The organism is Rudaeicoccus suwonensis (assembly GCF_007829035.1).
GTDB lineage: Bacteria > Actinomycetota > Actinomycetes > Actinomycetales > Dermatophilaceae > Rudaeicoccus > Rudaeicoccus suwonensis.
This window is the reverse complement of sequence record NZ_VIVQ01000001.1, coordinates 445,738-470,722: the sequence shown is the minus strand read 5'-3', so window position 1 is coordinate 470,722 and position 24,985 is coordinate 445,738. Positions and strand designations below refer to the sequence as shown.

General features: G+C 66.5%; 21 protein-coding genes. 9 read left to right on the top strand and 12 right to left on the bottom strand.

Going from position 1 to position 24,985, the window contains the following annotated elements:
- Positions 1–194: 194 nt before the first annotated feature.
- From BKA23_RS02245 to BKA23_RS02235, 3 genes are all read left to right on the top strand, one after another.
- A complete protein-coding gene (locus BKA23_RS02245; RefSeq protein ID WP_145225095.1) occupies positions 195–1,139 on the top strand; it encodes a hypothetical protein in 945 nt (314 codons plus the stop codon).
- 304 nt (positions 1,140–1,443) lie between these two features.
- Positions 1,444–2,400, top strand: coding sequence for a hypothetical protein (locus BKA23_RS02240; RefSeq protein WP_170226332.1), 957 nt, complete (start codon positions 1,444–1,446; stop codon positions 2,398–2,400).
- A gap of 308 nt (positions 2,401–2,708) precedes the next feature.
- Complete coding sequence (locus tag BKA23_RS02235) at positions 2,709–3,659, top strand: hypothetical protein (RefSeq protein ID WP_145225092.1); 951 nt, start codon at positions 2,709–2,711, stop codon at positions 3,657–3,659.
- Between the two features lie 340 nt (positions 3,660–3,999).
- Here BKA23_RS02235 and groL read toward each other — a convergent pair whose 3' ends face one another.
- Together groL and BKA23_RS02225 are read right to left on the bottom strand one after the other, a co-directional pair.
- Positions 4,000–5,631 carry a chaperonin GroEL gene (gene groL, locus BKA23_RS02230; RefSeq protein WP_145225090.1) on the bottom strand — a complete coding sequence of 544 codons (1,632 nt, stop codon included), beginning with the start codon at positions 5,629–5,631 and terminating at the stop codon, positions 4,000–4,002.
- A 202-nt stretch (positions 5,632–5,833) separates the two neighbouring features.
- A complete protein-coding gene (locus BKA23_RS02225) occupies positions 5,834–6,874 on the bottom strand; it encodes an LLM class F420-dependent oxidoreductase (RefSeq protein WP_145225088.1) in 1,041 nt (346 codons plus the stop codon).
- A gap of 135 nt (positions 6,875–7,009) precedes the next feature.
- Between BKA23_RS02225 and BKA23_RS02220 the strand changes: the two genes are divergently transcribed.
- Entirely contained in the window at positions 7,010–7,516 is a 507-nt protein-coding gene (locus BKA23_RS02220) for a hypothetical protein (RefSeq protein ID WP_145225086.1), read from the top strand.
- A 46-nt stretch (positions 7,517–7,562) separates the two neighbouring features.
- On the opposite strand, the gene BKA23_RS02215 is transcribed toward BKA23_RS02220, so the two are convergent.
- From BKA23_RS02215 to BKA23_RS02180, 8 genes are read right to left on the bottom strand one after another with little or no spacing between them, the layout of a single operon-like run.
- On the bottom strand, positions 7,563–8,951 hold the full coding sequence (locus BKA23_RS02215) for a HAMP domain-containing sensor histidine kinase (protein ID WP_145225084.1): 1,389 nt from the start codon (positions 8,949–8,951) through the stop codon (positions 7,563–7,565).
- Positions 8,948–9,652, bottom strand: coding sequence for a response regulator transcription factor (locus BKA23_RS02210; protein WP_145225081.1), 705 nt, complete (start codon positions 9,650–9,652; stop codon positions 8,948–8,950). Before BKA23_RS02210 ends, BKA23_RS02215 begins: the two co-directional genes overlap by 4 nt.
- Positions 9,653–9,679: 27 nt before the next feature.
- Positions 9,680–10,825 carry an acyl-CoA dehydrogenase family protein gene (locus BKA23_RS02205; protein ID WP_145225079.1) on the bottom strand — a complete coding sequence of 382 codons (1,146 nt, stop codon included), beginning with the start codon at positions 10,823–10,825 and terminating at the stop codon, positions 9,680–9,682.
- The gene (locus BKA23_RS02200; RefSeq protein ID WP_246104409.1) at positions 10,822–12,993 is read right to left on the bottom strand and encodes a 3-hydroxyacyl-CoA dehydrogenase NAD-binding domain-containing protein; all 2,172 of its coding nucleotides are present in this window, start codon (positions 12,991–12,993) and stop codon (positions 10,822–10,824) included. Before BKA23_RS02200 ends, BKA23_RS02205 begins: the two co-directional genes overlap by 4 nt.
- A 2-nt stretch (positions 12,994–12,995) precedes the next feature.
- Positions 12,996–14,213, bottom strand: a complete 1,218-nt coding sequence (locus tag BKA23_RS02195) for an acetyl-CoA C-acetyltransferase (RefSeq protein ID WP_145225077.1) — start codon at positions 14,211–14,213, stop codon at positions 12,996–12,998.
- Entirely contained in the window at positions 14,213–15,382 is a 1,170-nt protein-coding gene (locus BKA23_RS02190) for a CaiB/BaiF CoA transferase family protein (protein WP_246104408.1), read from the bottom strand. Before BKA23_RS02190 ends, BKA23_RS02195 begins: the two co-directional genes overlap by 1 nt.
- Positions 15,379–16,134, bottom strand: a complete 756-nt coding sequence (locus BKA23_RS02185) for an enoyl-CoA hydratase-related protein (protein ID WP_145225073.1) — start codon at positions 16,132–16,134, stop codon at positions 15,379–15,381. The genes BKA23_RS02190 and BKA23_RS02185 overlap by 4 nt, the downstream gene beginning before the upstream one ends.
- Entirely contained in the window at positions 16,131–17,726 is a 1,596-nt protein-coding gene (locus BKA23_RS02180; RefSeq protein ID WP_145225071.1) for an AMP-binding protein, read from the bottom strand. The genes BKA23_RS02185 and BKA23_RS02180 overlap by 4 nt, the downstream gene beginning before the upstream one ends.
- 94 nt (positions 17,727–17,820) lie before the next feature.
- On the opposite strand from BKA23_RS02180, the gene BKA23_RS02175 reads away from it, so the two are divergent.
- The 4 genes from BKA23_RS02175 to BKA23_RS02160 are packed head-to-tail and all read left to right on the top strand — an operon-like array spanning position 17,821 to position 21,470.
- Positions 17,821–18,465: a TetR/AcrR family transcriptional regulator gene (locus BKA23_RS02175; RefSeq protein WP_145225069.1), complete on the top strand. Its 645-nt coding sequence runs from the start codon at positions 17,821–17,823 to the stop codon at positions 18,463–18,465.
- Positions 18,462–19,205: an SDR family oxidoreductase gene (locus BKA23_RS02170; RefSeq protein ID WP_145225067.1), complete on the top strand. Its 744-nt coding sequence runs from the start codon at positions 18,462–18,464 to the stop codon at positions 19,203–19,205. The genes BKA23_RS02175 and BKA23_RS02170 overlap by 4 nt, the downstream gene beginning before the upstream one ends.
- Positions 19,205–20,230, top strand: coding sequence for a phosphotransferase family protein (locus tag BKA23_RS02165; RefSeq protein ID WP_145225065.1), 1,026 nt, complete (start codon positions 19,205–19,207; stop codon positions 20,228–20,230). The genes BKA23_RS02170 and BKA23_RS02165 overlap by 1 nt, the downstream gene beginning before the upstream one ends.
- Before the next feature lie 16 nt (positions 20,231–20,246).
- A complete protein-coding gene (locus BKA23_RS02160; protein ID WP_145225063.1) occupies positions 20,247–21,470 on the top strand; it encodes an acyl-CoA dehydrogenase family protein in 1,224 nt (407 codons plus the stop codon).
- Between the two features lie 328 nt (positions 21,471–21,798).
- Here the strand turns inward: BKA23_RS02160 and BKA23_RS02155 are convergent, their stop codons facing one another.
- Complete coding sequence (locus BKA23_RS02155) at positions 21,799–22,104, bottom strand: DUF3263 domain-containing protein (RefSeq protein WP_246104407.1); 306 nt, start codon at positions 22,102–22,104, stop codon at positions 21,799–21,801.
- A 275-nt stretch (positions 22,105–22,379) separates the two neighbouring features.
- Here BKA23_RS02155 and nicT point away from each other — a divergent pair, with 275 nt between their 5' ends.
- Positions 22,380–23,534, top strand: a complete 1,155-nt coding sequence (gene nicT / locus BKA23_RS02150) for a Nickel transporter NicT (RefSeq protein WP_145225059.1) — start codon at positions 22,380–22,382, stop codon at positions 23,532–23,534.
- Positions 23,535–23,591: 57 nt separating this feature from the next.
- Here the strand turns inward: nicT and BKA23_RS02145 are convergent, their stop codons facing one another.
- On the bottom strand, positions 23,592–24,935 hold the full coding sequence (locus tag BKA23_RS02145; protein ID WP_145225057.1) for a pyridoxal phosphate-dependent decarboxylase family protein: 1,344 nt from the start codon (positions 24,933–24,935) through the stop codon (positions 23,592–23,594).
- Positions 24,936–24,985: the final 50 nt, after the last annotated feature.

Genomic DNA, 24,985 nt, shown 5'->3' with positions numbered 1-24,985 from the left:
GTTTTCGGACCCGAATCTTCGACGATCAGCTGCATTCGCGACTTTCCGCGCCTGGTCGACCGACCAGACGGAGCCACGTCCGACTATCGTGATTCCGACCACACTGAGATCCGTCCTACCGATCTCGCTGTGGTGCCCAGGTGGACTCAGCTCACATTTCATCTCGTCTCTTGCCGACCAAAGGACGCACGCACATGCGCACTGTCACCCAACGGCTGAAGCTCAAGACCCTCATCGGCGCCGCCGTGGCCGCCGCAGCTTTGTCGACCGCCGCGATCACGTCGCCGATAGCGCTCGCCGCTACCAACTCTTCCGGCGGATCGACGTCGACGCGGTCGACGTTCGTCCAGCAACGCGTGACCACAGCGTCGAAGAAGCTGGCTGCCGCCTCGCCCAGCACGCCGTCAACGCTCACCGCATGCAATCACATTCAAGCCGCGGCCCAGACCCCGTATCTGTTGAGCACCAACAACAACTGGGGGTTCTTCGCGCTACCAGGTGCCGCAGCTGTGCTGCAACATCTGCACTTCCCCTCGGCAGGTGACTACAGCGACATCCCGGTACCGACGTGGGCTGTCTACTCACCCACCGCGAGCGCCAGCGACAACACCATGATCGCGTTCTACTGCAACGGCGACCTGGCCGTGCGCGCCCAGTCCGGAGCCCTGATCTGGCAGAGCAACACCGCCGGAAAGGGCGGCAAAACCATCACGATCAACAACTCCGGCAACCTGGTCATGACCAATGCCGCCGGCGGCGTGGTGTGGCAGACCGGCTCTCGCGCGGAGGCATTGGTCGCGAACACCGTCCTGCCGAGCAACCAGTACTTGCAGTACTGGCAGCAGGCCGTCGGGAAGGGGACTCAGAAGGTCGCCCTGTCGATGTACACCAACGGTGATCTTGCCTTCAGCCTCAACGGCAAGGTCCTGTGGCACAGCAACACCAAGGTCGCCGGCTCGCACGCGGCGGTGAACGCCAAGGGCCAGTTGACAGTCGTGTCTCCCACCGGCGCGGTGCTGTGGTCGAGCAACAACGGCTACGGCAGTGCCAACACCTACTTCGACACGGGCACCGGCACGATCGTCGTGGCGAACGAGAACAGCACCATCATCTGGCGGGTGCCCGGCACTCGCCTGTAGTACCGGCAAAAAACGCACGCGCACGTATGCCGCAAGGCTCGTCGCGCACGGCACAGCACGACGCGGTCGCTTCTTCCTCGACGGCAGAGGCGGCCGCTTCTTCCTGCCCTCACCGCCCTCGCGTCACGCGGCCGGATCTGCCCCCGTCGTGCGACCACGTACGTATGGGCGGCGCCCAGGAGGGGTGGCGGGTTATCGTGACCCCGACCACATGGGGATTCCGAGGAGAAGGCGATCAACCGGTGGTCATACACGGGGGAACCGCATCGGTCATCCTCCTTTCCCCAACCCTGAAGGACGCACCATGCGCATCAGCCGTCGATCGCTGAAACTCAAAGCCCTCATGTCCGCCACAGCAGTGGCAACCGCCCTGTCCGTTGCCGCACTGGCGTCCCCGACGGCATCCGCCGAGACCGGGACCACCGGGGCATCGTCATACGTGCGCTCCGCCGCCGAGCACCATCGACTGTCTGCCGCGGCAAAGGCATTCGACGGCGGGATCCCGCAGGCGCCCGCATCACTCACCGCCTGCAACAACATCAAGTCGTCGGCACAGATCCCGTTGCTGGTCAGCACCAACGAGAGTTACGCGTTCGTGGTGACTCCCGGTGCTGCGATGGTGCTGCAGGATCTGCGGCTGCCCAACGCGGCCGACTACGGCGACCTGGCCCTGCCCACCTGGGTCGTGTTCAACGGGTCGACGAGTTGGGAGGACGACACGATGCTCGCTCTGTATTGCAACGGTGATCTGGCGGTGCGGGCGCAGTCGGGTGCGTTGATCTGGCACAGCAACACCGCCGGCAAGGGCGGCAAGAAGGTCACGATCAGCAACTCCGGCAACATCGTCATGACCAATGCGGCCGGCGCAGTGGTGTGGCAGTCCGGCTCGCGCGCCGAGGCACTCACCGCAAACCACATCCTGCCAAGCAACCAGTTCCTGCAGTTCTGGGCCTACGGGGTCGGCGAAGGAACCCAGCAGACCCGACTGTCGATGTACACCAACGGAGACCTCGCCTTCAGCGTCAACGGCAAGGTCGTGTGGCACAGCAAGACGAAGGTCCCCGGCTCCCACGCCGCACTGACCACGCGTGGCCAGTTGATGGTGATCTCACCTGCGGGCAAGCTGCAGTGGTCCAGCAAGAACGGCGGCGGCAGCCTCAACACCGCGTTCGACACCAGCTCCGGCACGATCTTCGTGGCTGATGACGACGGCACTCCGATCTGGCAGGTACCTGGCACCAACCTGGGAGAGGTCGGCTGACACCGACCTGGCTCGACGACAGCCTGGCTCGACAACGACGGCCTCAGCGCAGGTATGCCGCGCGGCATACCTGCGCTGAGGCCCCATGATCGATGCGGCCGTTCCGCCTCCACCGGGCAGAAGCGGCCGCTCCGAACTCTCCGGCCAAGGGAGGTCGGCGCACCTGTTCTCCCAGGTAATCCCAAGGAAACTACGTCTATCGTGATCCCGGCCACACAGGGGAACTCCAGTCAGCACTGCTCGACCGTGGCCACTTTCTCCGGGGGGACCGCATCGGTCATCCTCTTTTTCTGACCGAAGGACGCACTATGCGCACCACCACTCGACGGCCCACGTTGAAGACCGTCTTGTCCACCACCACTGTTGCCGCAGCCCTCGTCTCGACCGGCTGCGTCACCGCAGCGGCATCGGCATCGGCCTCGACCGGCGTCTCCCACTTCACACCGGCCCGCGCGACCGCCCTGTCGCAGCGGATCGGTGCTGCGAAGGAGCTCGACTCGTCAACGGTGCCCTCGACTCTGACCGCGTGCAACAACATCCACGCCGACAACCCGACGTACTGGATCTCCAGCGCGAACGGCCGATACGACTTCGTCGCCGACCATGGCGCCGGAGTCATTCTGCAACTCGTGCAGTTCCCATCGGCCGGCGCCTACAGCAACGAAGCCTTCGGGACATGGTCTGCCTTTGACAACAACGTCAGCAAGGACGACAACACCTCGATCTCGTTCTACTGCAACGGCGACCTGGCTATCCGAACCGGGGCCGGCGGCCTGATCTGGAACAGCAACACCGCAGGCAAGGGCGGCAAAACTCTCACCATCAACAACTCCGGCAACCTGGTGATGACCACCGCCGCCGGTGCTGTGGTGTGGCAATCGGGCAGCCGCGCGGACGGGATCCAGGCGAACAGCGTGCTGCCGTCCGGCCAGTATCTGCACTACAACCAGATCAGCTACAACGGCCAGGGCAGCTACAACTCCTCGTTGTCGATGTACACCAACGGCAACCTCGCCTACAGCATCAACGGCAAGACGGTGTGGCAGACCAACACCAAGGTGCCCGGTTCGCACGCAGCCCTGACCACCAGTGGCCAGCTGATGGTCATCTCGCCGGCGGGCAAGGCCGTTTGGAGCAGCAGAAACGGTTACGGCAGCATCAACACCGGCTTCGACACCGGCGCAGCCGTGATCCAGGTCGCCAACTCCGCCCAGACCATCATCTGGCGCGTGCCCGGCACCGACTTCATCCCCAACTGATCGGCCGACCACGCAACACCCCGCTCGGTGTTCGACGTGGGGGCGGCGACAGCCGCGCCCACGTCGAACACCGACGGCATACAGAAGCGGCCGCCTCCCCCATCCGGGGGAAGCGGCCGCTTCTTCGTGCTGGTGAGCGCTTCGTCAGAAGCCCATATCCATCGGGCGTCCTCCTCGCACTCCACGTCGGCCGGCCGCCACGCTCCTACGTCGCTCGCCGCCAACCTCCGCTACGCGCTTCGTCAGAAGCCCATATCCATCGGGCGTCCTCCTCGCACTCCACGTCGGCCGGCCGCCACGCTCCTACGTCGCTCGCCGCCAACCTCCGCTACGCGCTTCGTCAGAAGCCCATGTCGCCCATGCCACCGGTCGGGTCGGCCGGCGCAGCGGCTGCCTTCTCCGGCTTGTCGGCGATGACGGCCTCGGTGGTGAGGAAGAGCGCTGCGATCGACGCGGCGTTCTGCAGCGCCGAACGGGTCACCTTGGTCGGGTCCGGGATGCCTGCCGCGAGCATGTCGACATACTCACCGGTGGCGGCGTTGAGGCCCTCACCGGTCGGCAGCGAACGCACCTTGGCGGCAACGACACCGGGCTCCAGGCCCGCGTTGGCGGCGATCTGCTTCAGCGGAGCCTCGGTGGCCACGACCACGATGTTGGCGCCGGTGGCCTCGTCGCCGCTCAGCGACAGCGAGTCGACCGCACCCTTGCCGGCCTGCAGCAGCGCAACGCCACCGCCGGCGACGATGCCTTCTTCAACCGACGCCTTGGCGGCGCGGACGGCGTCCTCGATGCGGTGCTTGCGCTCCTTGAGCTCGACCTCGGTGGCGGCGCCGACCTTGATGACGGCAACACCGCCGGCCAGCTTGGCCAGGCGCTCCTGCAGCTTCTCACGGTCGTAGTCGGAGTCGGAGTTCTCGATCTCGGCGCGGATCTGCTTGACGCGACCGGCGATCTGGTCGGCGTCGCCGGCACCCTCGACGATGGTGGTCTCGTCCTTGGTGACGACGACCTTGCGGGCCTTGCCCAGCAGGTCGAGCTCGGCGGTGTCGAGCTTGAGGCCGACCTCCTCGGAGATGACCTGACCACCGGTGAGGATGGCGATGTCACCGAGCATGGCCTTGCGACGGTCACCGAAGCCGGGGGCCTTGACCGCGACCGACTTGAAGGTGCCGCGGATCTTGTTGACGACCAGCGTCGACAGAGCCTCGCCCTCGGTGTCCTCGGCGATGATGACCAGCGGCTTGCCGGACTGCATGACCTTCTCCAGCAACGGCAGGAGGTCTTTCACGCTCGAGATCTTGGAGTTGACGATCAGGATGTACGGGTCGTCGAGCACGGCTTCCATGCTCTCGGTGTCGGTCACGAAGTAACCGGAGATGTAGCCCTTGTCGAAGCGCATGCCCTCGGTGAGCTCGAGCTCGAGCCCGAAGGTGTTGGACTCCTCGACGGTGATGACGCCTTCCTTGCCGACCTTGTCCATCGCCTCGGCGATGAGCTCACCGACGGTCGCGTCGCCACCGGCGGAGATGGCCGCAACAGCAGCGATCTGCTCCTTGGTGTCGATCTCCTTGGAGGCGGTCGTCAGCGACTCCGACACCTTGGCGACAGCCTGCTCGATGCCGCGCTTCAGCGCCATCGGGTTGGCGCCGGCAGCAACGTTGCGCAGGCCCTCCTTGACCATGGCCTGCGCCAGGACGGTGGCAGTGGTGGTGCCGTCACCGGCGACGTCGTCGGTCTTCTTGGCAACTTCCTTGACGAGCTCGGCGCCGATCTTCTCGTACGGCTCGTCCAGCTCGATCTCCTTGGCGATGCTCACACCGTCGTTGGTGATCGTGGGTGCGCCCCACTTCTTCTCCAGGACGACGTTGCGGCCCTTGGGGCCGAGGGTCACCTTGACGGCGTCGGCGAGGGTGTTCATACCCCGCTCGAGACCGCGACGGGCTTCCTCGTCGAATGCAATGGTCTTGGCCATGTGCGGTCCAATCCTCACGTGTGTGTGACGAAGCCAGCGGTATGGCGCCCGCGACGGACGGGCTCGTGCGGAGCGCCTTTCGGAGGCGACCTGCAGCGAACCCTCGCCATACTGCTGAAGTTGTCACTCTCAAGCAGAGAGTGCTAACGCCATTATTGGCACTCTCTGACCGCGAGTGCAAACGGCCGTAGCGAGGGGCAGCTCACGACACCAGCGACCGCAACTCCTCGATCATCCGCACCCGGCTCGCGGTGTCCGCCGCGATCGGCGTGACGCTGAGCGTGGTGACCCCTGCTGCGGCATACGCCTGGACGCGCTCGGCGACCCAGCTCTTGGGCCCGATCAACGATGTCATGCGCACCAGTTCATCCGGCAACGCGGCGGCGGCCTCGGACTTCTTGCCGCCCAGATACAGATCCTGAACGGTTCGGGCCGCCTCCTCGAAGCCGTAACGCTGGGCAAGGGTGTTGTAGAAGTTCTTGCCGCGCGCACCCATCCCGCCGACATACAGGGCGAGTTGGTCACGATGACCCTGCAGCAGATGGTCGACGTCGTCGCCGATCGCCATCGGCATACCGACACAGACATCGAGGTCGCCGAGGCTCGGGTCACGTTTGGCGCGGCCCTGCGCGAGCGACTCGCCCCAGACGTCGCCCGCACGCTCGGGATAGAAGAAGATCGGCTCCCACGCCTCGGCGACCTCTGCGGTCATGGCGACATTCTTGGGGCCGAGCGCGGCGATCATGACCGGGATGCGTTCGCGAACGGGGTGGTTGATCAGCTTCAGCGGTTTGCCGAGACCGGTGCCCTCCTCCGGCGGCAGCGGGATGCGGTAGTACTTCCCCTGGTAGTCGACACGTTCGCGGCGCCATACCTGCCGGCAGATGTCGATGAGCTCGCGGGTGCGACCCAGCGGGGCGTCGTACTTCACGCCGTGGAATCCCTCGATCACCTGCGGACCCGATGCGCCGATGCCGAGCATGAAGCGCCCACCGGAGACGTAGTCGAGGCCGGCGGCGGTCATCGCGGTCAGGGTGGGCGTGCGGCTGTAGATCTGCAGGATGCCTGACGCCAAAATCAGCCGCTGCGTGCGCGCGGCCAGATAGCCGAGCTGGCTGACCGCGTCGAAGGAATACGCCTCGGGGACGAAGATGATGTCGAGACCTGCGCTCTCGAGGTCGGTCACCTCCGCTGCCGTCTCGGCGAACCCGCTCGAGTAGTTCAGTGGCATTCCGATACGCACGGGTGACCTCCGGGGGTTGTATGGCGGTGGGCTCCGCCGGTCTACCCGCCAGTATCGCGCCTGCGGCGCGCTCGTTCTTACACAACCTTCACAATCGCCTGCCGGGACGCTGACATCCGGAGCGCATCGTCGGTGGTGTCGCCGAAATCCTCGGCGGCATCACTGCAACAGCAAGGACACATCGACATGTGGAAGAAGTACGCCGTCGCCGGCACCGCAGTAGCCGCCCTCGCGGGTGGCGCCGTGGCCGTCTCCTCGACGGAGGCGAACGCAGCACCGCCAGCAGCCGCCGTGAGTACGACCGCATCATCGACCGCCCACAAGGCCGACGGGAAGCGCCACGTCCGCCTCGGCCGCGGCGTCGTCTACGGCAGCTGGGTCACCAAGGACAAGAAGACCGGTGCGCTGGTCACCCATGACGAGATCCGCGGAACGGTCACCGCTGTGTCACCGACCTCGATCACGGTGATGGCACGCAACAACGTGGAGGAGACCTTCGCCGTCAACGGTTCGACGAAGGTGCGGATGCGCGCCACCAAGAGCGCCGGCACGATCAGCGGTGTGCACGACGGTGCGAAGGTCGTTGTGATCGGCACCGGTACGACGTCATACACCGCGACGCGGATCGACGTCGCCAAGTAACACACAGACACCGGGCGGCAAGTCATTCGCACGGCTCGCTGCCCGGTCAGTCGCGAGGTTCGCCGTCCATGCGCTGCGGCAGGCGGACGGTGAACCTCGCGCCGCCTTCTGGCGCGTGACCCGCCTCCACCCTGCCACCGAGCCGGGTGGTCAGTGCGTGCACGATCGCTAGGCCGAGTCCGGTGCCGACGGGCCGTATGCCGCGGTAGCGCTCGTAGAGCGCGGCCCGCTCGAAGGCAACATCCAGGTCTTCGTCGCTGAGACCAGGGCCGCCGTCGCGCACCTCGAAAACGACCTGGTCCTCGACCGAATCCAGTTGCAGCACAATGCTTTTGCCGACAGGAGTCACCCGCAGCGCGTTGTCGAACAATCCGTCGAGGATCTGGCGGATCCGAGTCGGATCAGACCGCAACCAGATCGGTGGCGGCGGCTGCCGGAAGGCGAAGGACACGCCCTCGGCCGCGCAACGTGCCGCCCACACCCGGGCGGTGTCGGCTCCGAATGCCGTCGCCTCGATGTCGGTCGGGTCGATGCGCAGCTCACGCGCATCCAGCCGTGCGAGATCCAGCAGGTCGTCGACCATGCGCCGCAGCCGCTGCGACTCCCCCAGCATCGTGGCTCCGACGACGGCCGTCTCCTCGGCGGGGACGACACCGTCGGCCAGTGACTCGGCATACCCGGTGATCGCCGTGAGAGGCGTGCGCAGATCGTGAGAGACCGACAGCAGGAAGTCGCGCTGGCGCTGCTCGGATCCGGCCAGCGCACCGGCGAGCGAGTTGAGGGCGGCGCCGACCTCCGCGATCTCGCTGGGGCCGGTCGTGGGCGCGACCGCCGCACGCTCGCCGCGTTCGATCGCAGCAGCCACCGACGCAGTCGTCCGCAGCGGGCGACTGAGTCGTCGGGCGAAGACGACGCCGAGCACCACCGCGACGACCACCGCGATGAGGATGCCCCAGAGCAGGCGCACGATCGCGTCGTCCGCGGCGGCGGCGGCATCCGACCGCCGCTGCGCCAGGACGATCGCGCCGGCGCTGGTCGGGCGACCCTGGATCAGCACCCAACGGCCGTTGATCCGCCGCTGCCCTGACACCCGCTCTCCCGCCAGCAGTTGCGCCTTGTCCGTGGCGGTCAGGCTGCGGGCGGCCAACCCGGTCGCCGGTTGCTCGACTCCCGATCGCGAGATGGTGACGAACTGTATGTCGAGCGCCTCCAGCAGACGACGCGCGCGACGTTGCGCCGTGTCGGGATTGCTGCCGAGATCGGTCGTGGCCTGGGCCGCATCGGCCAGCCGGGACAGCGTGGCCTTCGTGCGTGCTTCGGCCTCTCGCTGGATCAGCCCGTAGGCGATCGCGGCGGCGAGCAGCCCCGTGATGACCGCGATGACGACCGCGAGCAGCGTCAGGCGTGCGGTCAGGGATCGCAGCCGGAGCCTCACAACCGCGGCTCCTCTGCGCTGTAGCCCACGCCACGGACCGTCCGGATCGGGCTGGCGTCGCCAAGTTTGGCGCGCACCTGCGCGACGTGCACGTCGACCGTGCGACCGCCGTCCAGCGCGGCATACCCCCAGACCTGGCTCAGCAGCTGATCGCGGCTGAAGACCTGCCCGGGATTGCCCATGAGGAAATGCAACAGGTCGAATTCCGTTGCTGTCAGGGGGATGTCACGATCATCGGCCGCAGCGCGACGCGCGGCCGGGTCGAGGACGAGCGAGCCGAGGCGCAGCAAGCGAGAACGTCCCGGCGTGCCGGAGGTTCGACGTAGCACCGTAGCCACCCGCGCAACGAGCTCACGCGGCGAGAACGGCTTGGTGATGTAGTCGTCCGCGCCCAGCTCGAGACCGAGGATCCGATCAATCTCGTCGTCTCGCGCGGTGGTGAAAAGCACTGGGGTCCAGTCGTTTCCGGCACGCAGCTGGCGGCACACCTCGATGCCGTCGAGGCCGGGCAAGCCGATGTCCAGGATCACCGCGACCGGCCGGAGGCGACCGATCGCGGCCAGCGCCTGGGCACCGTCACGTTCGAGGTGGACGCCGTATCCGGCGCGCGCCAACTGCATGCGGACCAGTTCGGCGATCGAGGGTTCGTCCTCGACCACCATCACGAGCCCGCGAGTGGCGGCTGTCTCGGGAGTCGACATGGCGCCACTGTAGGCAGGTGAAACTGGTCAGATCCCGAGCGAACGCCCCACTATCTCCTTCATGATCTCGGTGGTGCCGCCGTAGATCGTCTGGATCCGGCTGTCGGCATAGGCACGCGCGATGGGGTACTCGGTCATATAGCCGTAACCGCCGTGCAGTTGCACACCGGCGTCGACGATCTTCTTCTGCAGCTCGGTGGTCCAGTACTTCGCACCCGACGCCTCGGCGGCATCGAGTTCACCGGCGACATGGCGGCGGATGCAGTCGTCGACGTAGACGCGGGCGATGCGCGCCTCTGTCGCCATCTCGGCGAGGACGAAGCGGTTGTGCTGGAAGGCGCCGATCGGTCGGCCGAAGGCCGTGCGGTCCTTGGCGTAGTCCAGGCAGAGCTGCAGGATGCGCTCGATGGACGTGACGGCGATGACAGCGATGGACAGTCGCTCCTGCGGGAGGTTCTGCATGAGCGAGATGAAACCGCTGCCCTCGGCACCGAGCAGGTTTTCCTTGGGCACACGGACGTCCTCGAAGATGAGCTCTGCGGTGTCCTGCGCGTGCAGCCCGAGCTTGTCAAGATTGCGGCCGCGTTCGAAGCCCGGCATACCGCGCTCGACCACCAGGAGGCTGATGCCCTTGTGACCGGCGTTCGGATCCGTCTTGGCCACCACGATCACCAGGTCTGCGAGAATCCCGTTGGAGATGAATGTCTTTCGACCATTCAGCAGGTAGTGGTCACCTTTGTCGACCGCAGTCGTGGCTATACCCTGCAGGTCGCTGCCGGCACCGGGTTCCGTCATACCGATGGCCAGGATCTTCTCGCCGGTGCACACCTCGGGCAGCCAGCGCCGCTTCTGCTCCTCGGTGGCCAGCTGCAGCAGATACGGGATGATGATGTCGTTCTCCAGGCCCACACCCAGACCGGTAACCTCGGCCGCGACGGACTCCTCGGTGAAGACGGTGTTGAACCGGAAGTCCGGCTGACCACCACCGCCGAACTCCTCGGGCACCGCCATACCGATCATCCCCGCGCGACCGGCCGCCAGCCAGGCATCGCGCGAGACGATGCCGTCGGCGTCCCACTGCTCGCGGTGCGGCACCGCCTCCCGTTGCAGGAACGCCCGCGCCGAGCGGCGGAATGCCTCGTGGTCTTCGTCGAACAGCTCACGGGTCGTCATTCGAACCTCTCTCCTCGAGTTGCCTTCTCCTGCAACAGTTCCGGCACAGCGAAACGTGGCCCGTATGCCGCTTCCAGTTCCTGCGCCCGTGCGATGAATCCGGTCAGCCCACCGGCATACCCGTTGATGAACTGCAGCACGCCGCCGGTCCAGGCCGGGTAGCCGATGCCCAGGATCGAGCCGATGTTGGCGTCGGCAGCTGCCGTGATCACGCCTTCCTGCACGCAGCGCACCGACTCCAGCGCCTCGACGAACAAGAACCTGTCCTTGATGTCCTGCATCGGCGGTTGCTCGGCGGCCACCGGAAAGAGCGTCGCGAGGCCGGGCCAGAGCGAACCTCGCCGGCCGGACTCGTCGTAGTCGTAGAAACCCTTGCCGCTCTTACGGTTCGGACGGCCCTGGCGAATCATCTCGTCGACCACCGCGTATGACGGATGCTGTGGCGGTGTCGCACCCTCCGCTTCCGCAGCAGCAGCGGTCGCACGCTGGATCTTCTGCATGAGTTCGAGGTTGAGCTCGTCGCTGATCTGCAAGGTGCCGACCGGGTACCCCGCCTGCGTCGCGGCCCGCTCGAGGCTGACCGGATTCACACCCTCGGCAAGCATGGCCAAGCCCTCACCGGTGAAGGTGCCGATGACCCGGGAGGTGAAGAAGCCGCGTGAATCCTGCACGACGATCGGCGTCTTGCCCAACTGCAGCACGAGATCGTAGGCGTGCGCGACGGATTCGGTGCTGGTCTTCGCACCGACGATGATCTCGACCAGCTGCATCTTGTCCACCGGGGAAAAGAAGTGCAGTCCGATGAAGTCGGCCGGTCGCTCGATGTCCTTGGCCAGGCCGGTGATCGGCAGGGTCGAGGTGTTGGAGCACAACAGCGCGTCCGGTGCGACGTGGCCGACGACCTCTGCGAAGACACGGCTCTTGAGCTGTGGATCCTCGAAGACCGCCTCGATGACGGTGTCGCATCCGGCCAGGGCTTCGGGGTCACTGGTGGGAGTGATGTGCGCCAGCAGTGCGTCGGCGGCGGCCTGCGTCATACGCCCGCGGCCAACTGCCTTGTCGCACAATCCGATCGAGTACCCCTTGCCCTTCTGCGCGGCGGCCTCGTCGACGTCCTTCAGGACGACGTCGATGCCGACCTTGGCCAGGGAGTAGGCGATGCCTGCGCCCATCATCCCGGCCCCGAGCACCCCGACGCGGTGGGCCTTGCGAGGCTCGATACCGCCGGGTCGTGAGGCGCCCTTCTTGATGCCCTGCAGGTCGAAGAAGAACGCCTGGATCATGTTCTTGCTGATCTGCCCGGCGGCCAGCTCGGTGAGATAGCGGCTCTCGATCCGGGATGCCGTGTCGAAGTCGACCTGTGATCCCTCGACCGCCGCGGCCAGGATCGCGTATGGCGCGGGGTAGGGCGCGCCCTTCAGCTGTTTGGTCAGCGATGCGGTGAAGGCGGGAATGAACTCCTTGATCGGACCGCCCGCGGGAGTCCCGCCAGGAATCTTGAATCCCTTGACGTCCCAAGGCTTGTGGACTTCCGGGTGCTGAGCGATCCACTCGTGGGCGGCGGTGACTGCAGCTTGCTCGTCGGGCGCAAGGGCGTCGACAAGCCCGAGCTCGACGGCCTGCGCAGGGCGGAACTTCGCGCCTTGGCCGAGCACCTTGGTGAGCGCGTCCGCCAGCCCGAGCATGCGGACAGTGCGCGTGACTCCCCCACCGCCGGGCAACAATCCGAGGGTGACTTCCGGGAACCCGAAGCTGCTGCGGTTGTCGACCGCGATGCGGTGGTGACAGGCCAGCGCAATCTCCAGGCCGCCACCGAGCGCTGAGCCGGAAAGGACTGCGACGACGGGAAACCCGAAGGTCTCAAGGCGTCGGAGGTCGGCCTTCATCGCCTCGGCGCCGGTGAAGAACTCCTCGGCGGTGTCCGGTGTCACCTCGCGCAGCCGGGTGAGATCACCGCCGGCGAAAAAGGTCTTCTTGGCGCTGGTGAGCACCACACCGGTGACGTCGTCGCGTGTCTTCTCGAGCCAGTCCACACATCCGTGCAGCGACTGACGGAAGGCGTCGTTCATGACATTCGCCGAACCGGCCGGGTCGTCGATGACGACGGTCACGATGCCGGCGTCGTCGCGCCGGCCGCTGATCGTGGTGGTCTGCAAGGTGTCGGACACGGTCAGTTGGTCCTCTCGATGATGGTGGCGATGCCCATGCCTCCGCCGACGCACAGCGTCGCCAGGCCGAATCGCTTGTCCTGTCGGTCCAACTCGTCCAGCAGCGTGCCCAGGATCATCGCGCCGGTCGCGCCCAGTGGGTGACCGAGTGCGATTGCGCCACCGTTGACGTTGACGATCTCGTGGTCGACGTCGAGGTCCCGCATGAAGCGCATCGGCACCGCGGCGAAGGCTTCGTTGACCTCGAACAGGTCGATGTCACCGACCTGCATTCCGGCTCGCGCCAGCGCTTTTCGCGCAGCAGGTGCCGGCCCGGTGAGCATGATCGTCGGATCGGCTCCGCTGACGGCTGTGGCCACGACACGCCCACGCGCGGTGAGCCCCTGCGCGTCGCCCGCCTCCTGCGAACCGATGAGCATCAGAGCGGCGCCGTCGACGATGCCACTGGAGTTGCCGGCATGATGCACGTGGTTGATCCGCTCGATCCAGTGATATTTCTGCAGGGCCACGGCGTCGAAGCCGGCCTGATCACCGATGGTCGCGAACGACGGCTTGAGCGACGCCAAGCTCTCGACGGTGGTCTGCGGTCGCAGGAATTCATCTCGCTCGAGCACGACGAGGCCGTTGTTGTCGCGCACGGGCACCACCGACCGGTCGAACCGACCGTCCGCCTGTGCCTTGCCGGCGCGATTCTGGCTTTCGGCGGCATACGTGTCGACGTCCTCGCGGCTCCAGCCCTCGATGGTGGCGATGAGGTCGGCGCCGATGCCCTGCGGAACGAACCCGGTGGCGTGCGCGGTCTCCGGGTCATAGGCCCACGCGCCGCCGTCTGAGCCCATCGGCACACGGGACATCGACTCGACTCCCCCAGCCAGGATCAGGTCGTGCCACCCCGAGCGCACTTTCTCCGCAGCGGTGTTGACCGCCTCCAGCCCGCTCGCGCAGAACCTGTCCAACTGCACACCAGCCGTCGTCGGCGGCAGCCCCGCCGCAAGTGCTGCCGTCTTGGCGATCACCGAACCCTGGTCGCCGAGCGGGCTGACGACGCCGAGCACGACATCGTCGATGGCCGCCACGTCGAGGGAAGGATTGCGCCGCCGCACCTCGTCGATGAGTCCGGTGACGAGCTTGATCGGCTTGACCTCGTGCAGTGATCCGGTCGCCTTCCCGCGACCACGCGGAGTGCGAACAGCCTCAAAGATGAAGGCTTCGGTGGGCATCAGACGTTTCCTTTCGTATGCCGGTCGGCGGCTGCGTCACGGATGACTCCGCTCCGGGTGAACTCGACAAGGTGGTCTTCGGCGTATCCCAGCTCGTGCAGGATCTGTGCGGTCTCATCGCCGCTGGTCGATACAGGTAACTCGGTGGGCGTACCTGAGAAGCGCGGCGCGGGTGATGGATGCCGTAACCCGTCACGCTCGACATACGTGCCACGAGCCTTCAGCTGGTCGTCCGAGGCAGCCTCGGACGGGTCGAGCACGGGGGCGACACACGCGTCGGAGCCGGCGAAGACCTGCTCCCACTCGGCGCGGTCACGGCCTCGAATGCGTTCTGCGATCACCGCTTTGGTGGCAGGCCAGGTCGCTTGGTCGTTCTGCTGCGCCGGGTCGAGATCAAGACCCAGGCCGTCGAGCAGCAGCGCGTAGAACTTGGGCTCGATAGCCGCGACCGACAGCCACTTGTCGTCACGTGTGCCGTAGACGCCGTAGAACGGCGCACCACCGTCGAAAAGATTGCCACCCGGTGGTTGCGCCCAGAGCCCGGATCCGGTCATCGCCTGGTGCATGCCGGTCAGCAGCGCGGTGCCGTCGACGATCGCGGCGTCGACCACCTGTCCCTCACCCGTGCGCGCGGCCGACCACAGCGCCGCCAGCACACCGGCGACCAGCAACATCCCGCCGCCGCCGAAGTCGCCGAGCATGTTCAGCGGTGGCGTCGGCCGGCCGGTCGCATCGACGCACGGGTGGAGCGCCCCGGTCAGCGCGATGTAACCGAGGTCGTGGCCTGCGGAGGCCGCCCGCGGACCGTCCTGGCCCCAGCCGGTCATCCGCCCGTAGACCAACCGCGGATTGTCCGCCAGCAGGACATCCGGTCCCAGGCCGAGCCGTTCGGCGACGCCGGGCCGGAAGCCCTCGGTGAAGATGTCGGCGCTGGCCGCGAGTCTGCGCACTATCTCAAGGGATTCGGGCTTCTTGAGGTCGAGTTGCATCCAGCGGCGGCCACGGTTGAGCACGCCGTGCGTTGGCGCCGTCGCCGCCTGATCATCGCCATCGAGGCGTCCCACCCGAATCACCTCGGCGCCGAGATCGGCCAGCATCATTCCAGCGAACGGCGCCGGGCCGATCGCCGCGAGCTCGACGACACGTATGCCGCTCAACGGCCCGGTCACGAACGCCCTCCCCGCACGAAAGCAGCTGCACGGGCGGCGAATTCGGGGTCTTCGAACTGTGTCAGTTGGCCGTCTCGCTCGCGGTCGAGGGCGGCGTCCAGTTCCGGCAGACATGCTGCGTTGACCGCCCGCTTCGTGGCAGTCAGCGCCGCGGCCGGTCGGGCGACGAGCGTGCGGCAGATGGCCGCCACCACGTCGTCGAGCTCGTCTGCTGTGCACACCTGTGAGATCAGGCCCCACTCCAGTGCCTGCCGGGCAGGCACCTTCTCGCCGAGCAATGCCGCACGCATCGCTCGTGCTCGGCCGGCCGACGCGGCGAAGCTCACGGTGGTGCCGCCGTCCGGCATCAGACCGATGCCGGTGAAGGGCAGCAGGAGGTACGAATCCTGGGCAGCGACAGCGATATCCGCGGCCAGCACGTATCCGACGGCGACGCCGGCGGCGAGTCCGTTGACCGCCGCGACGACCGGCTTGCTGCATCCCACCAGCGCACGTATGACGGCGCTGGTCGCCTCCATCGCCTCGACCGGCCGCTGACGCAGCCCGTCGGCACCGGTCAGATCGGCGCCGCTGGAGAATGCCCGGCCGGTGCCGGTGAGCACCAGCACGCGCAGTGCGTCGTCACGCTCGAGCTGCTCGACCGCCGCGATGACGGCCTGGCCAGCCGCGCCACCGACGGCGTTCAGTCGTTCGGGGGCATCGAAGCGCACGGTCACCACCGGGCCGTCGACGATCGTCTGCACGCCGCTCACGCGCTGCTCCCTTCGGCTGAGAGCTCTTGCCGCAGTTGGGCTTTGAGCACCTTTCCGCTGGGATTACGCGGCAGCGCAGCGACCAGGTGCAGTTCTGTCGGCAGCTTGTAACGCGCAATGCGGCCGTCGGCCCACTCGCGCAGCTGCGGCAGCGTGAGTTGTGCGCCGGCACGGAGGACCGCAACGGCCACAGGAGTTTCGCCATACGTCGGGTGGGGACCGCCGACCACGGTCACTTCGAGGATGTCCGGGTGTTCGGCAAGGACGTTCTCGACCTCGAGGCAGTAGATGTTCTCGCCGCCGGAGATCACCATGTCCTTGGTGCGGTCGACCACGAAGACGAAGCCCTCGTCGTCGATGCGGACCAGATCGCCACTGCGGAACCATCCGTTGACAAAGGCATCCGCGGTGGCCTGCGGATCGCGCCAGTAGCCCATCATCTGGGTCGGACCGCGATAGACGATCTCGCCGACCTCGCCCGGGGCGACGTCGTGCCCGAGCGGGTCGAGCACCCGGACCGCCAACGTCGAGATCGGGCGACCGACGGAGCCGAGTTTGCGGATTGCGTCCTGCTCGTGCAGCACGCACGTGATGGGGCTCATCTCGCTCTGCCCGAAGACCGCGATGCTGGAGCCTCCGGGAAAGACCTCGCTCATCCGGCGCAGCAGGTGCTCGGTGGCCGGAGCCGCGCCCCAGCTGAGCACCCGCAGGCAGATCTCGCGCGGCTGGCGCTCCTGCTCGGCGACGACGGTCTGCCACTGCGCCGGCACGAGGAAGGTGCCCGTAACCCGTTCTCGTTCCATCAGATCCAGGGTCGCGCCGGCGTCGAAGAGGCCGGTCTCCTGCAAGACGATCGAACTCCCGGCCAACAACGTCCCCGAGCAGACTCCGATGCCGCCGATGTGAAACAGCGGTGTCGCCAGGAGGGTGATGTCGTCCTCGCGGCTGTTCCACGCCTGCACACAGGTAAGGCCGTTGCCGTGCATGTTGAGGTGACTGAGCGTGGCGCCCTTGGGGCGTCCGGTGGTGCCAGAGGTGAACATGATGAGTGCCGGGTCGTTTTCGGCCACGTCGACGAGCGGATGCTCAGGGTGGTCGCCGGAGGCGAACTGCGCATAGGTCTGTATGCCGTCGATCGGCTCGCTCGCACCGGTCGCCACCACGACCGGCCGCTGCTGCGTGGTTGCCAGCGCCGCCTGCAGCCCGGGCAACAGTGGCACATCGACGACGACCACGGCCGGCTCGACGACGCCCAGCACATGCGCCAACTCCGGGGGCGCGAAGCGGAAGTTGACCGGCACCACAACGGCTCCGATGCGCTGCGCCCCGATGGTCGCGTAGATGAACTCGGGCCGGTTGAGCATCAGCAGCGCGACGCGGTCACCGGCACGAACGCCTGCGGCATACAGCGCGTCGGCGAAATCGTCTGCGAAACGGTCGAATTCGCGCCAACTGACGGATCGACCCTGCCACCGTATGGCGGTGCGCTCGCCGAGTTGGAAGGCGTGTCGCCGCAGCAGGTTGGGCCAGGTGATCCGGCGAACGGCACGAGTGGCTTCATCCATCGGGACGGCATCAGCAGGCACGGTCATCTGGTTTCCATCTTCCCGGCACGTCATGGGCGGTAGACCCACATACTGACATAGCGCTCGCTAAGCTGACAGTCGAATTCGGGAAAGGATTTCGATGTCTGCCATCACCGACTGGCGCCGCTACCCCGACGCGGACCTGCCCCCGATCCTGCAGGCCTCGCTCGCGGAGTTCGTCGAGCACGGCTACGACGGCACCTCCGTGCGCAACATCGCCGGGCGACTCGGGGTCACCGTGCCGGCGCTGTACTACCACTACGAGAACAAGCAGGCACTGCTCGTCGCGCTGCTCGAGCGGGCCATGGACCTCGTCGACTCCCACACCCGCGCAGCAGCCGACGAAGCAGGAGCCGACCCGGTCGCCCGACTCGCGGCGATCGTCGAGGCGATCGCGCTCTACATGGCGCAGCACGCGAAGCTGGCGTTCCTGCATTCCGAACTGCGATCGCTCACCGATGAGCACCGGGCTCGGTATGTCGCACGGCGGGATGCACTCGAGAGCCTGTTGCGCGACTGCCTCGAACAAGGATTGCGCAGCGGGGAATTCAGCACACCATGGGTCGCGGACTGCGCGCGGGCCATATTGTCGATGTGCCAGGGCATCGCCGGGTGGTACGACCCACACGGCGCCGATGATCCGTCGGCGATCGCGCGCAGACACGTGCAGTTGTCGTTGTCGATGATGGGCGCCTCGGCAACGGGCATGTCAGTCACCGCCTCAGAAGGAGCACACCAAGGATGAAGGGTCTCAACGGCCGCACCGCCATCGTCACGGGAGCCAGCCGAGGCATCGGGCTCGCCGTCGCCCAGCGACTGGTCGACGAGGGCGCCAATGTCGTGATCACCGCGCGCAATGCCGAACCACTCGAGCAAGCCGCTGCCGCTCTCGGTGAGAACGCGCACTGGGTGGCGGGCAAGGCGGACGACCCGGCGCACCAGGACGAGGTGGTCGCCGCAGCGCTGTCCTTCGGCAGTCTGGACTTCCTGGTCAACAACACCGGCATCAATCCGGCGTACGGGCCATTACTGGACGTCGATGCCGACGTGGCCCGAAAGATCATGGACGTCAACGTGATTGCCGCGTTGTCATGGGTTCAGAAGGTCAACGCCGCAGCCCTTGCCGAGCACGGCGGAGCGATCGTCAACATCGCGTCGGTCGCCGGTCTGCGACCCGCACCCGGCATCGGCATGTATGGCGTGAGCAAGGCCGCCCTCGTGCACCTCACCGAGGAACTGGCCGTAGAGCTCGGCCCGAGAACACGCGTCAACGCCGTCGCGCCGGCTGTCGTCAAGACCCAGTTCGCGACAGCGCTGTACGAAGGCAAGGAGGAGCAGGTGGCCCGGCCGTATGCGCTGAAGAGACTCGGCGAGCCGGACGACATCGGCAGCGTCGTGACCTTCCTGCTGTCCGACGACGCGGGCTGGATGACCGGCCAGACGATTGTCGTCGACGGCGGGGTACTGCTCGGCGGCGGCGTCTGATGTCACAGCCACCGGGCTTGGATCTCGTTGCGCTGCAGGCATTTTTGGACGAAGCAAGCCCTGGCCTGCTTACTGGCGGGCTGCACGCGGAACTGATTGCCGGTGGCAAGTCGAACCTCACGTATGTCGTGTCCGACGGCAGCCGCGACGTGGTCGTCCGCCGGCCGCCGTTGGGTCACGTGCTCGCCACCGCACACGACATGAGCCGCGAACACCGAGTGATGGCAGCGCTGTCGGGCACGCCGGTGCCGGTGCCTCACATGTATGCCGAATGCACCGACACGTCGGTGATCGGCGCACCGTTCTATGTCATGGAGCGCGTCGGTGGAACGCCATACAGAACCTCTGACGAGCTGAAGCCGTTGGGGCCGAATCGAACTCGCGCCATCGCCGACGATGTCACCGACACGCTCGTGGCGCTCCACTCGGTCGATCCGGCCTCCGTCGGACTGTCCGACTTCGGCCGGCCCGACGGCTATCTGGAACGGCAGGTGCGTCGATGGAAGGCACAGATGGACGGCTCCGCGTCACGCGAGTTGCACGGCGAGCAGGAGCTGCACGAGCGTCTCGCGGCGTCGATCCCGGCATCGGCCGAGGCGACGATCGTGCACGGCGACTACCGGATGGACAACACCCTCGTCGACGACAGCGACCACGTTTGCGCCGTGCTCGACTGGGAGATGGCGACGCTCGGCGACCCACTCGCGGACGTCGCCTTGATGCTGGTCTACCAGTCGTTGGCGTCGATCGCTCCGCACGCGGTCTCGACCGTGTCGCAGGCGCCCGGGCACCCCACCCGCGACGACATCGCGCAGCGGTATTCGGAACGGTCGGGGCGCGACCTGTCGCATCTGGCATTCCACGAGGCGTTGGCCTACTACAAGCTCGCCGCGATCCTCGAAGGGATCTACTTCCGCTTCACCCAGGGACAGACGGTCGGAGCCGGCTTCGAAGACATCGGCGCCGCGACGGAGCCGCTGCTCGCAGCCGGGCTGGACGTCATACAGAACTACACACCGAACTGAAAGCAGAGACGTAGCAATGGATTTCGAGTTCGATGCAAAGACACAGGAGCTGCAGGCCGCTGTACGCACCTTCCTGGACGAGCAGGTGCGGCCGGCCGAGCCGGTGTTCCACGAGCAGCTCGCCCACCAGAGCGACCCGTGGGCGTGGAGCACCGTGCCGGTGCTGCAGGAGTTGCGCGACAAAGCCAAGGCGCAGGGATTGTGGAATCTGTTTCTCCCGGGCGAGCACGGCGCCGGCCTGACGAACCTGCAGTACGCCCCGCTCGCCGAGATCACCGGCCGCTCGCACCTGGCGCCGGCGGCGCTCAACTGTGCAGCCCCGGACACCGGCAACATGGAGGTGCTCAGCGAATTCGGCACGCCCGAACAGCAGGAACAGTGGCTGAAACCGTTGCTGTCAGGGGAGATTCGCTCTGCCTTCGCCATGACGGAGCCCGAGGTCGCATCCTCGGACGCGACCAACATCGCGACCCGGATCGAGCGCGACGGCGACGAATACGTCGTCAACGGTCGCAAGTGGTGGATCACCGGCGCCATGGATCCGAACGCCAAGATCTTCATCGTGATGGGCAAGACCGACCCGACCGCGGACCGGCACCGGCAGCAGTCGCAGATTCTCGTCCCCCGCGACACCCCCGGCGTCGAGGTCAAACGCGGAATGACCGTTTACGGGTATGACGACAACGATCACGGCGGGCACGCCGAACTGCAGTTCCACGACGTGCGCGTGCCGGCGAGCAACATCATCGCCGGTGAGGGTCTCGGCTTCGCGATCGCGCAAGCCCGGCTCGGGCCGGGCCGGATCCACCACTGCATGCGGTCCATCGGACTTGCCGAGGTCGCCATCGAGTCGATGTGCGCGCGGGCCGACAGCCGGGAGACCTTCGGTCGAAAGTTGTCCGAACAGGGAGTCATCCGCAACTGGATCGCCGAATCGCGGGTCAAGCTGGAGCAGTTGCGGCTGCTCGTGCTCAAGACGGCCTGGCTGATGGACACCGTCGGCAACACGGGCGCCCATCGCGAGATCCAGGCGATCAAGATCGCGACTCCCGAGACGGTCCAGTGGATCCTCGACAAGGCGATCCAGACGCATGGTGCAGGTGGCCTGTCACAGGACTTCCCGCTGGCGCGCGCGTATGCCGGGATCCGCACGTTGCGTTTCGCCGACGGCCCGGACGAGGTGCACAAGGCCTCGCTCGCGCGGGCCGAACTGCGCCGTCAGGCGGCAGCTCGCGACTGACATCGAGGGATATTCGACGAACGGGCGCCTACTGGCGCCCGTACGTTGCGTGGTCCAGTGATTCCACCCGCCACCTACGACCCGCCAGCAACGCTGGGGTGGTTAGAAAGACGATTACTTCCGGTCGCGGTCGCGATACTGGGAAGTAATCGTCATCTCGACCAGGCACTCGCCGCGCGGGGCATCCCGGGCACCCATAAGTCGCCGATTCGGCGACTCGGGAGGCGACGGCGGATGCGGTGGGCGCCACGCCGAACATGTACCCGCGCAACCTCTGAGGTCATCTTTTGCGGAGGTCAGCCTCCGGCATACAGCCCGGCTGAAACCGTCAGCTGTCGATCTCGAAGCCCAGGCGGCGTGCGGTGCGCTGCCGCATCCGGCCGGCGCGCAGCCGTTGCAAGCGCTTGACCAGCATCGGGTCGTGCTCAAGCGCGGCCGGCATGTCGATGACGGCGTTGAGCACCTGGTAATAGCGAGTCGAACTCATGTCGAAGGTCTCGCGGATCGCCTGCTCCTTGGCACCCTGCAGCTTCCACCAGTTGCGCTCGAAGGCCAGCACGGCGCTGTCGCGCTCGCTCAACCGCGTTGCCTCGGCGTCTTCGGACTGCGTGGCATGCTGCTGTGCGGCGCTCACAAGGGATCCTCTCGGGTGCGGAAAAGGTCTGCCTCGATGATAGGGCCGAATCACACGCATGTCATTCCGGCAAGCACCCACGTCGGCATGTCGTGACGGATGTGACTCGTGGTGCGCAGACCGCCGCTCCTGCCGAGGTCGTCCGACCACCGCGTCTCACCACCGAAGATGCGTCCAGCCTCCCATCAGCTTCTGCTCCTATCTTCTGCGACTATGTCGCATGTGATGTCCGCCTCACCGGAGCGCGCAGCCGAGGTTCGACCGTTGGAAGCACGATGACCAGCGAATCGGTGGCTGTGGCAACGACCACGAACAGCAGGTGGGCCGCTATCAAAGCCTCGCTCACGCCCCGGGAGTGGCGCCGGGCCGGGTGGATGTTCGGTTCGATCGCCCTGCTGCACGTGGTCGGCTTCGGTGTCTTCGCGTTCCTGGTGATCCCCCACCACTACCGCGGCCTCGGCATCGGAATCGCCGTCACGGCATACACCCTGGGGCTGCGGCACGCCTTCGACGCGGACCACATCTCCGCCATCGACAACACGACCCGCAAGCTGATGAGCGACGGACAGCGCCCGCTCAGCGTGGGGTATTTCTTCTCGCTCGGCCACTCCACGATCGTGGTGGCCATCGGCATCGGCATCGTCGTCGCCGAAAAAACCGTCTACTCGGCAGTCTCGAACAACAACTCGTCCCTTGAGCAGTTCGGCGGCGTCTTCGGCACGATCGTGTCGGCGGCCTTCCTCTATCTGATCGCGTTGATGAACATCGTCATCCTGGTCGGCATCGTCAAGATCTGGCGATCGATGCGGCGTGGCGAGTATGACGAGGCCGCCCTCGAGGCCCAGCTGCAACAGCGCGGTTTCATGAACCGCTTCTTCGGCCGGTGGATGCGCTCGATCAACAAGCCGTGGCAGATGTACCCCGTCGGCGTCGTATTCGGCATGGGCTTCGACACGGCCACCGAGGTCGCGCTCCTCGCAACGACCGCACTGCTGGCAACCCAGCACATCGCGTGGTACGCCATTCTCGTGCTGCCGATCCTGTTCACCGCAGGCATGAGCATCATGGACACCCTCGACGGCTGCTTCATGAACACCGCCTACGGCTGGGCCTTCATGAAGCCGGTGCGCAAGGTCTACTACAACCTCACGATCACCGGATTGTCGGTCGCGATCTGCTACTTCATCGGCACCATCGAGATCCTCGGTCTGATCCCGCAGGAGCTGCACTGGCGGGGGCCGTTCTGGAGGTTCATGGAGAACTTCGACATCAACAAGGCCGGCTTCGTGATCGTCGGCATGTTCATCGCGACGTGGCTGCTCGCCGTCGGTGTCTGGAAGGCCGCGCGGGTCGAGCAGAAATGGGAGGCCGGTATGGCGAAGGCCCAGCCGTCGACCGCGCCCTCCCCTGAGCCATCCAGCATCGACTGACTCCGCACGCACGGCCGGACCGAGGACCAGGCCGCCGCACGCGAGGCCGCGACCGCCTCAGGCCATCGTGTCGAGAATGGCCCGTATGTCGTCGACGGTCGTGTTGGGGTTCACGATGGCGAAGCGTGCCAGCGTCTCACCGTCGTGTGACGTCGGCACCACGAATGCCTCCTGATCGGCGAGCAGCTTGTCCGACCACGCGTGATACTGCTCCGGCGACCAACCGAGCCGACGGAACACCAGCACCGACAGGTCAGCGTGCCGCACGACCTCGAGATAGTCACGCGCCTCGACCTCGGACTCGGCGAACCTGGTCACCTCGAGGGTGTGCTCGATCGCCTCGGTGTATGCCGCAGTTCCGTTGACCACCAACGAGAACCAGAACGGCAGACCGCGAGCGCGGCGGGTCAGCCCGATGGAGTAGTCACTCGGATTCCAGTCGGGCGCATCGGTCAGAACGTCCAGGTATGACGCGTGCTGGGTGTGCGCCGCACGCGCGAGCGCAGGCTCGCGATAGAGCAGCGCACAGCAGTCGAACGGTGCGAAGAGCCACTTGTGCGGGTCGACGATGAAGGAGTTGCAGCGCTCGATGCCGGCATACTTCTCGCGCACGCTCGGCGCGGCGAGACCGGCACCGCCATACGCGCCGTCGACGTGGAACCAGATGCCGAACTCCTCGCACACGTCAGCGACCGACTGCAGGTCGTCGATGATGCCGAAGTTCGTGGTGCCACAGGTCGCAACGACCGCGAAGAAGGACTCGGGCCCTTCGTCCTGCAGCACCTTGCGCAACGCCGCACCGGTCAGCCGCATGTCCTCGTCGACCGGCACCTGCACGAGTTCGGCGTCCATGACGTCGCAGGCGGATGAGATCGATGAGTGGGAGCCGACCGTCGCGGCGACCCGGAAGGGCCGGCTGGCGTTGCGGGCACGAGCGGCTGCGCGGGCAGCGACCAGAGCGGACAGGTTGCCGATGGTTCCGCCCTGCACAAACGAGCCACCCGCGGTCGCCGGGAGGCCGACCAGATCGGCGATCCAGCGCAACGCCTGATTTTCGGCATACACGGCGCCGGCGCCCTCCAACCAGGAGCCACCGTAGATCGACGAAGCACCGACGACCAGGTCGAACATCGCGGCCTCGCGTGTCGGCGCGCAAGGAATGAACGACAGGTATCGGGGGTGGTCGATCGACAGGCACGCGAGCGCGAGCTGGTTTTCGAAGAGGTCGAGGGCCGCCGCTCCGCCCAGCCCCTCGGGGCTGATCGCACCACTGGCGACGGCGTCGAGTTCGGCGACCGTCCGTGGTGAGTCCAGCGGCACCGGATCCAGCGCCAACCGGTCCGCGGCGTATTTGAGGATCGCCTCGCCAAGCTCTTTGGTTTCGTCGTTGAAGCCATGCACCCGGCGAGTCTAGTGGGATCCGCAGGGGTGATCCGACGCACTCCGGACGC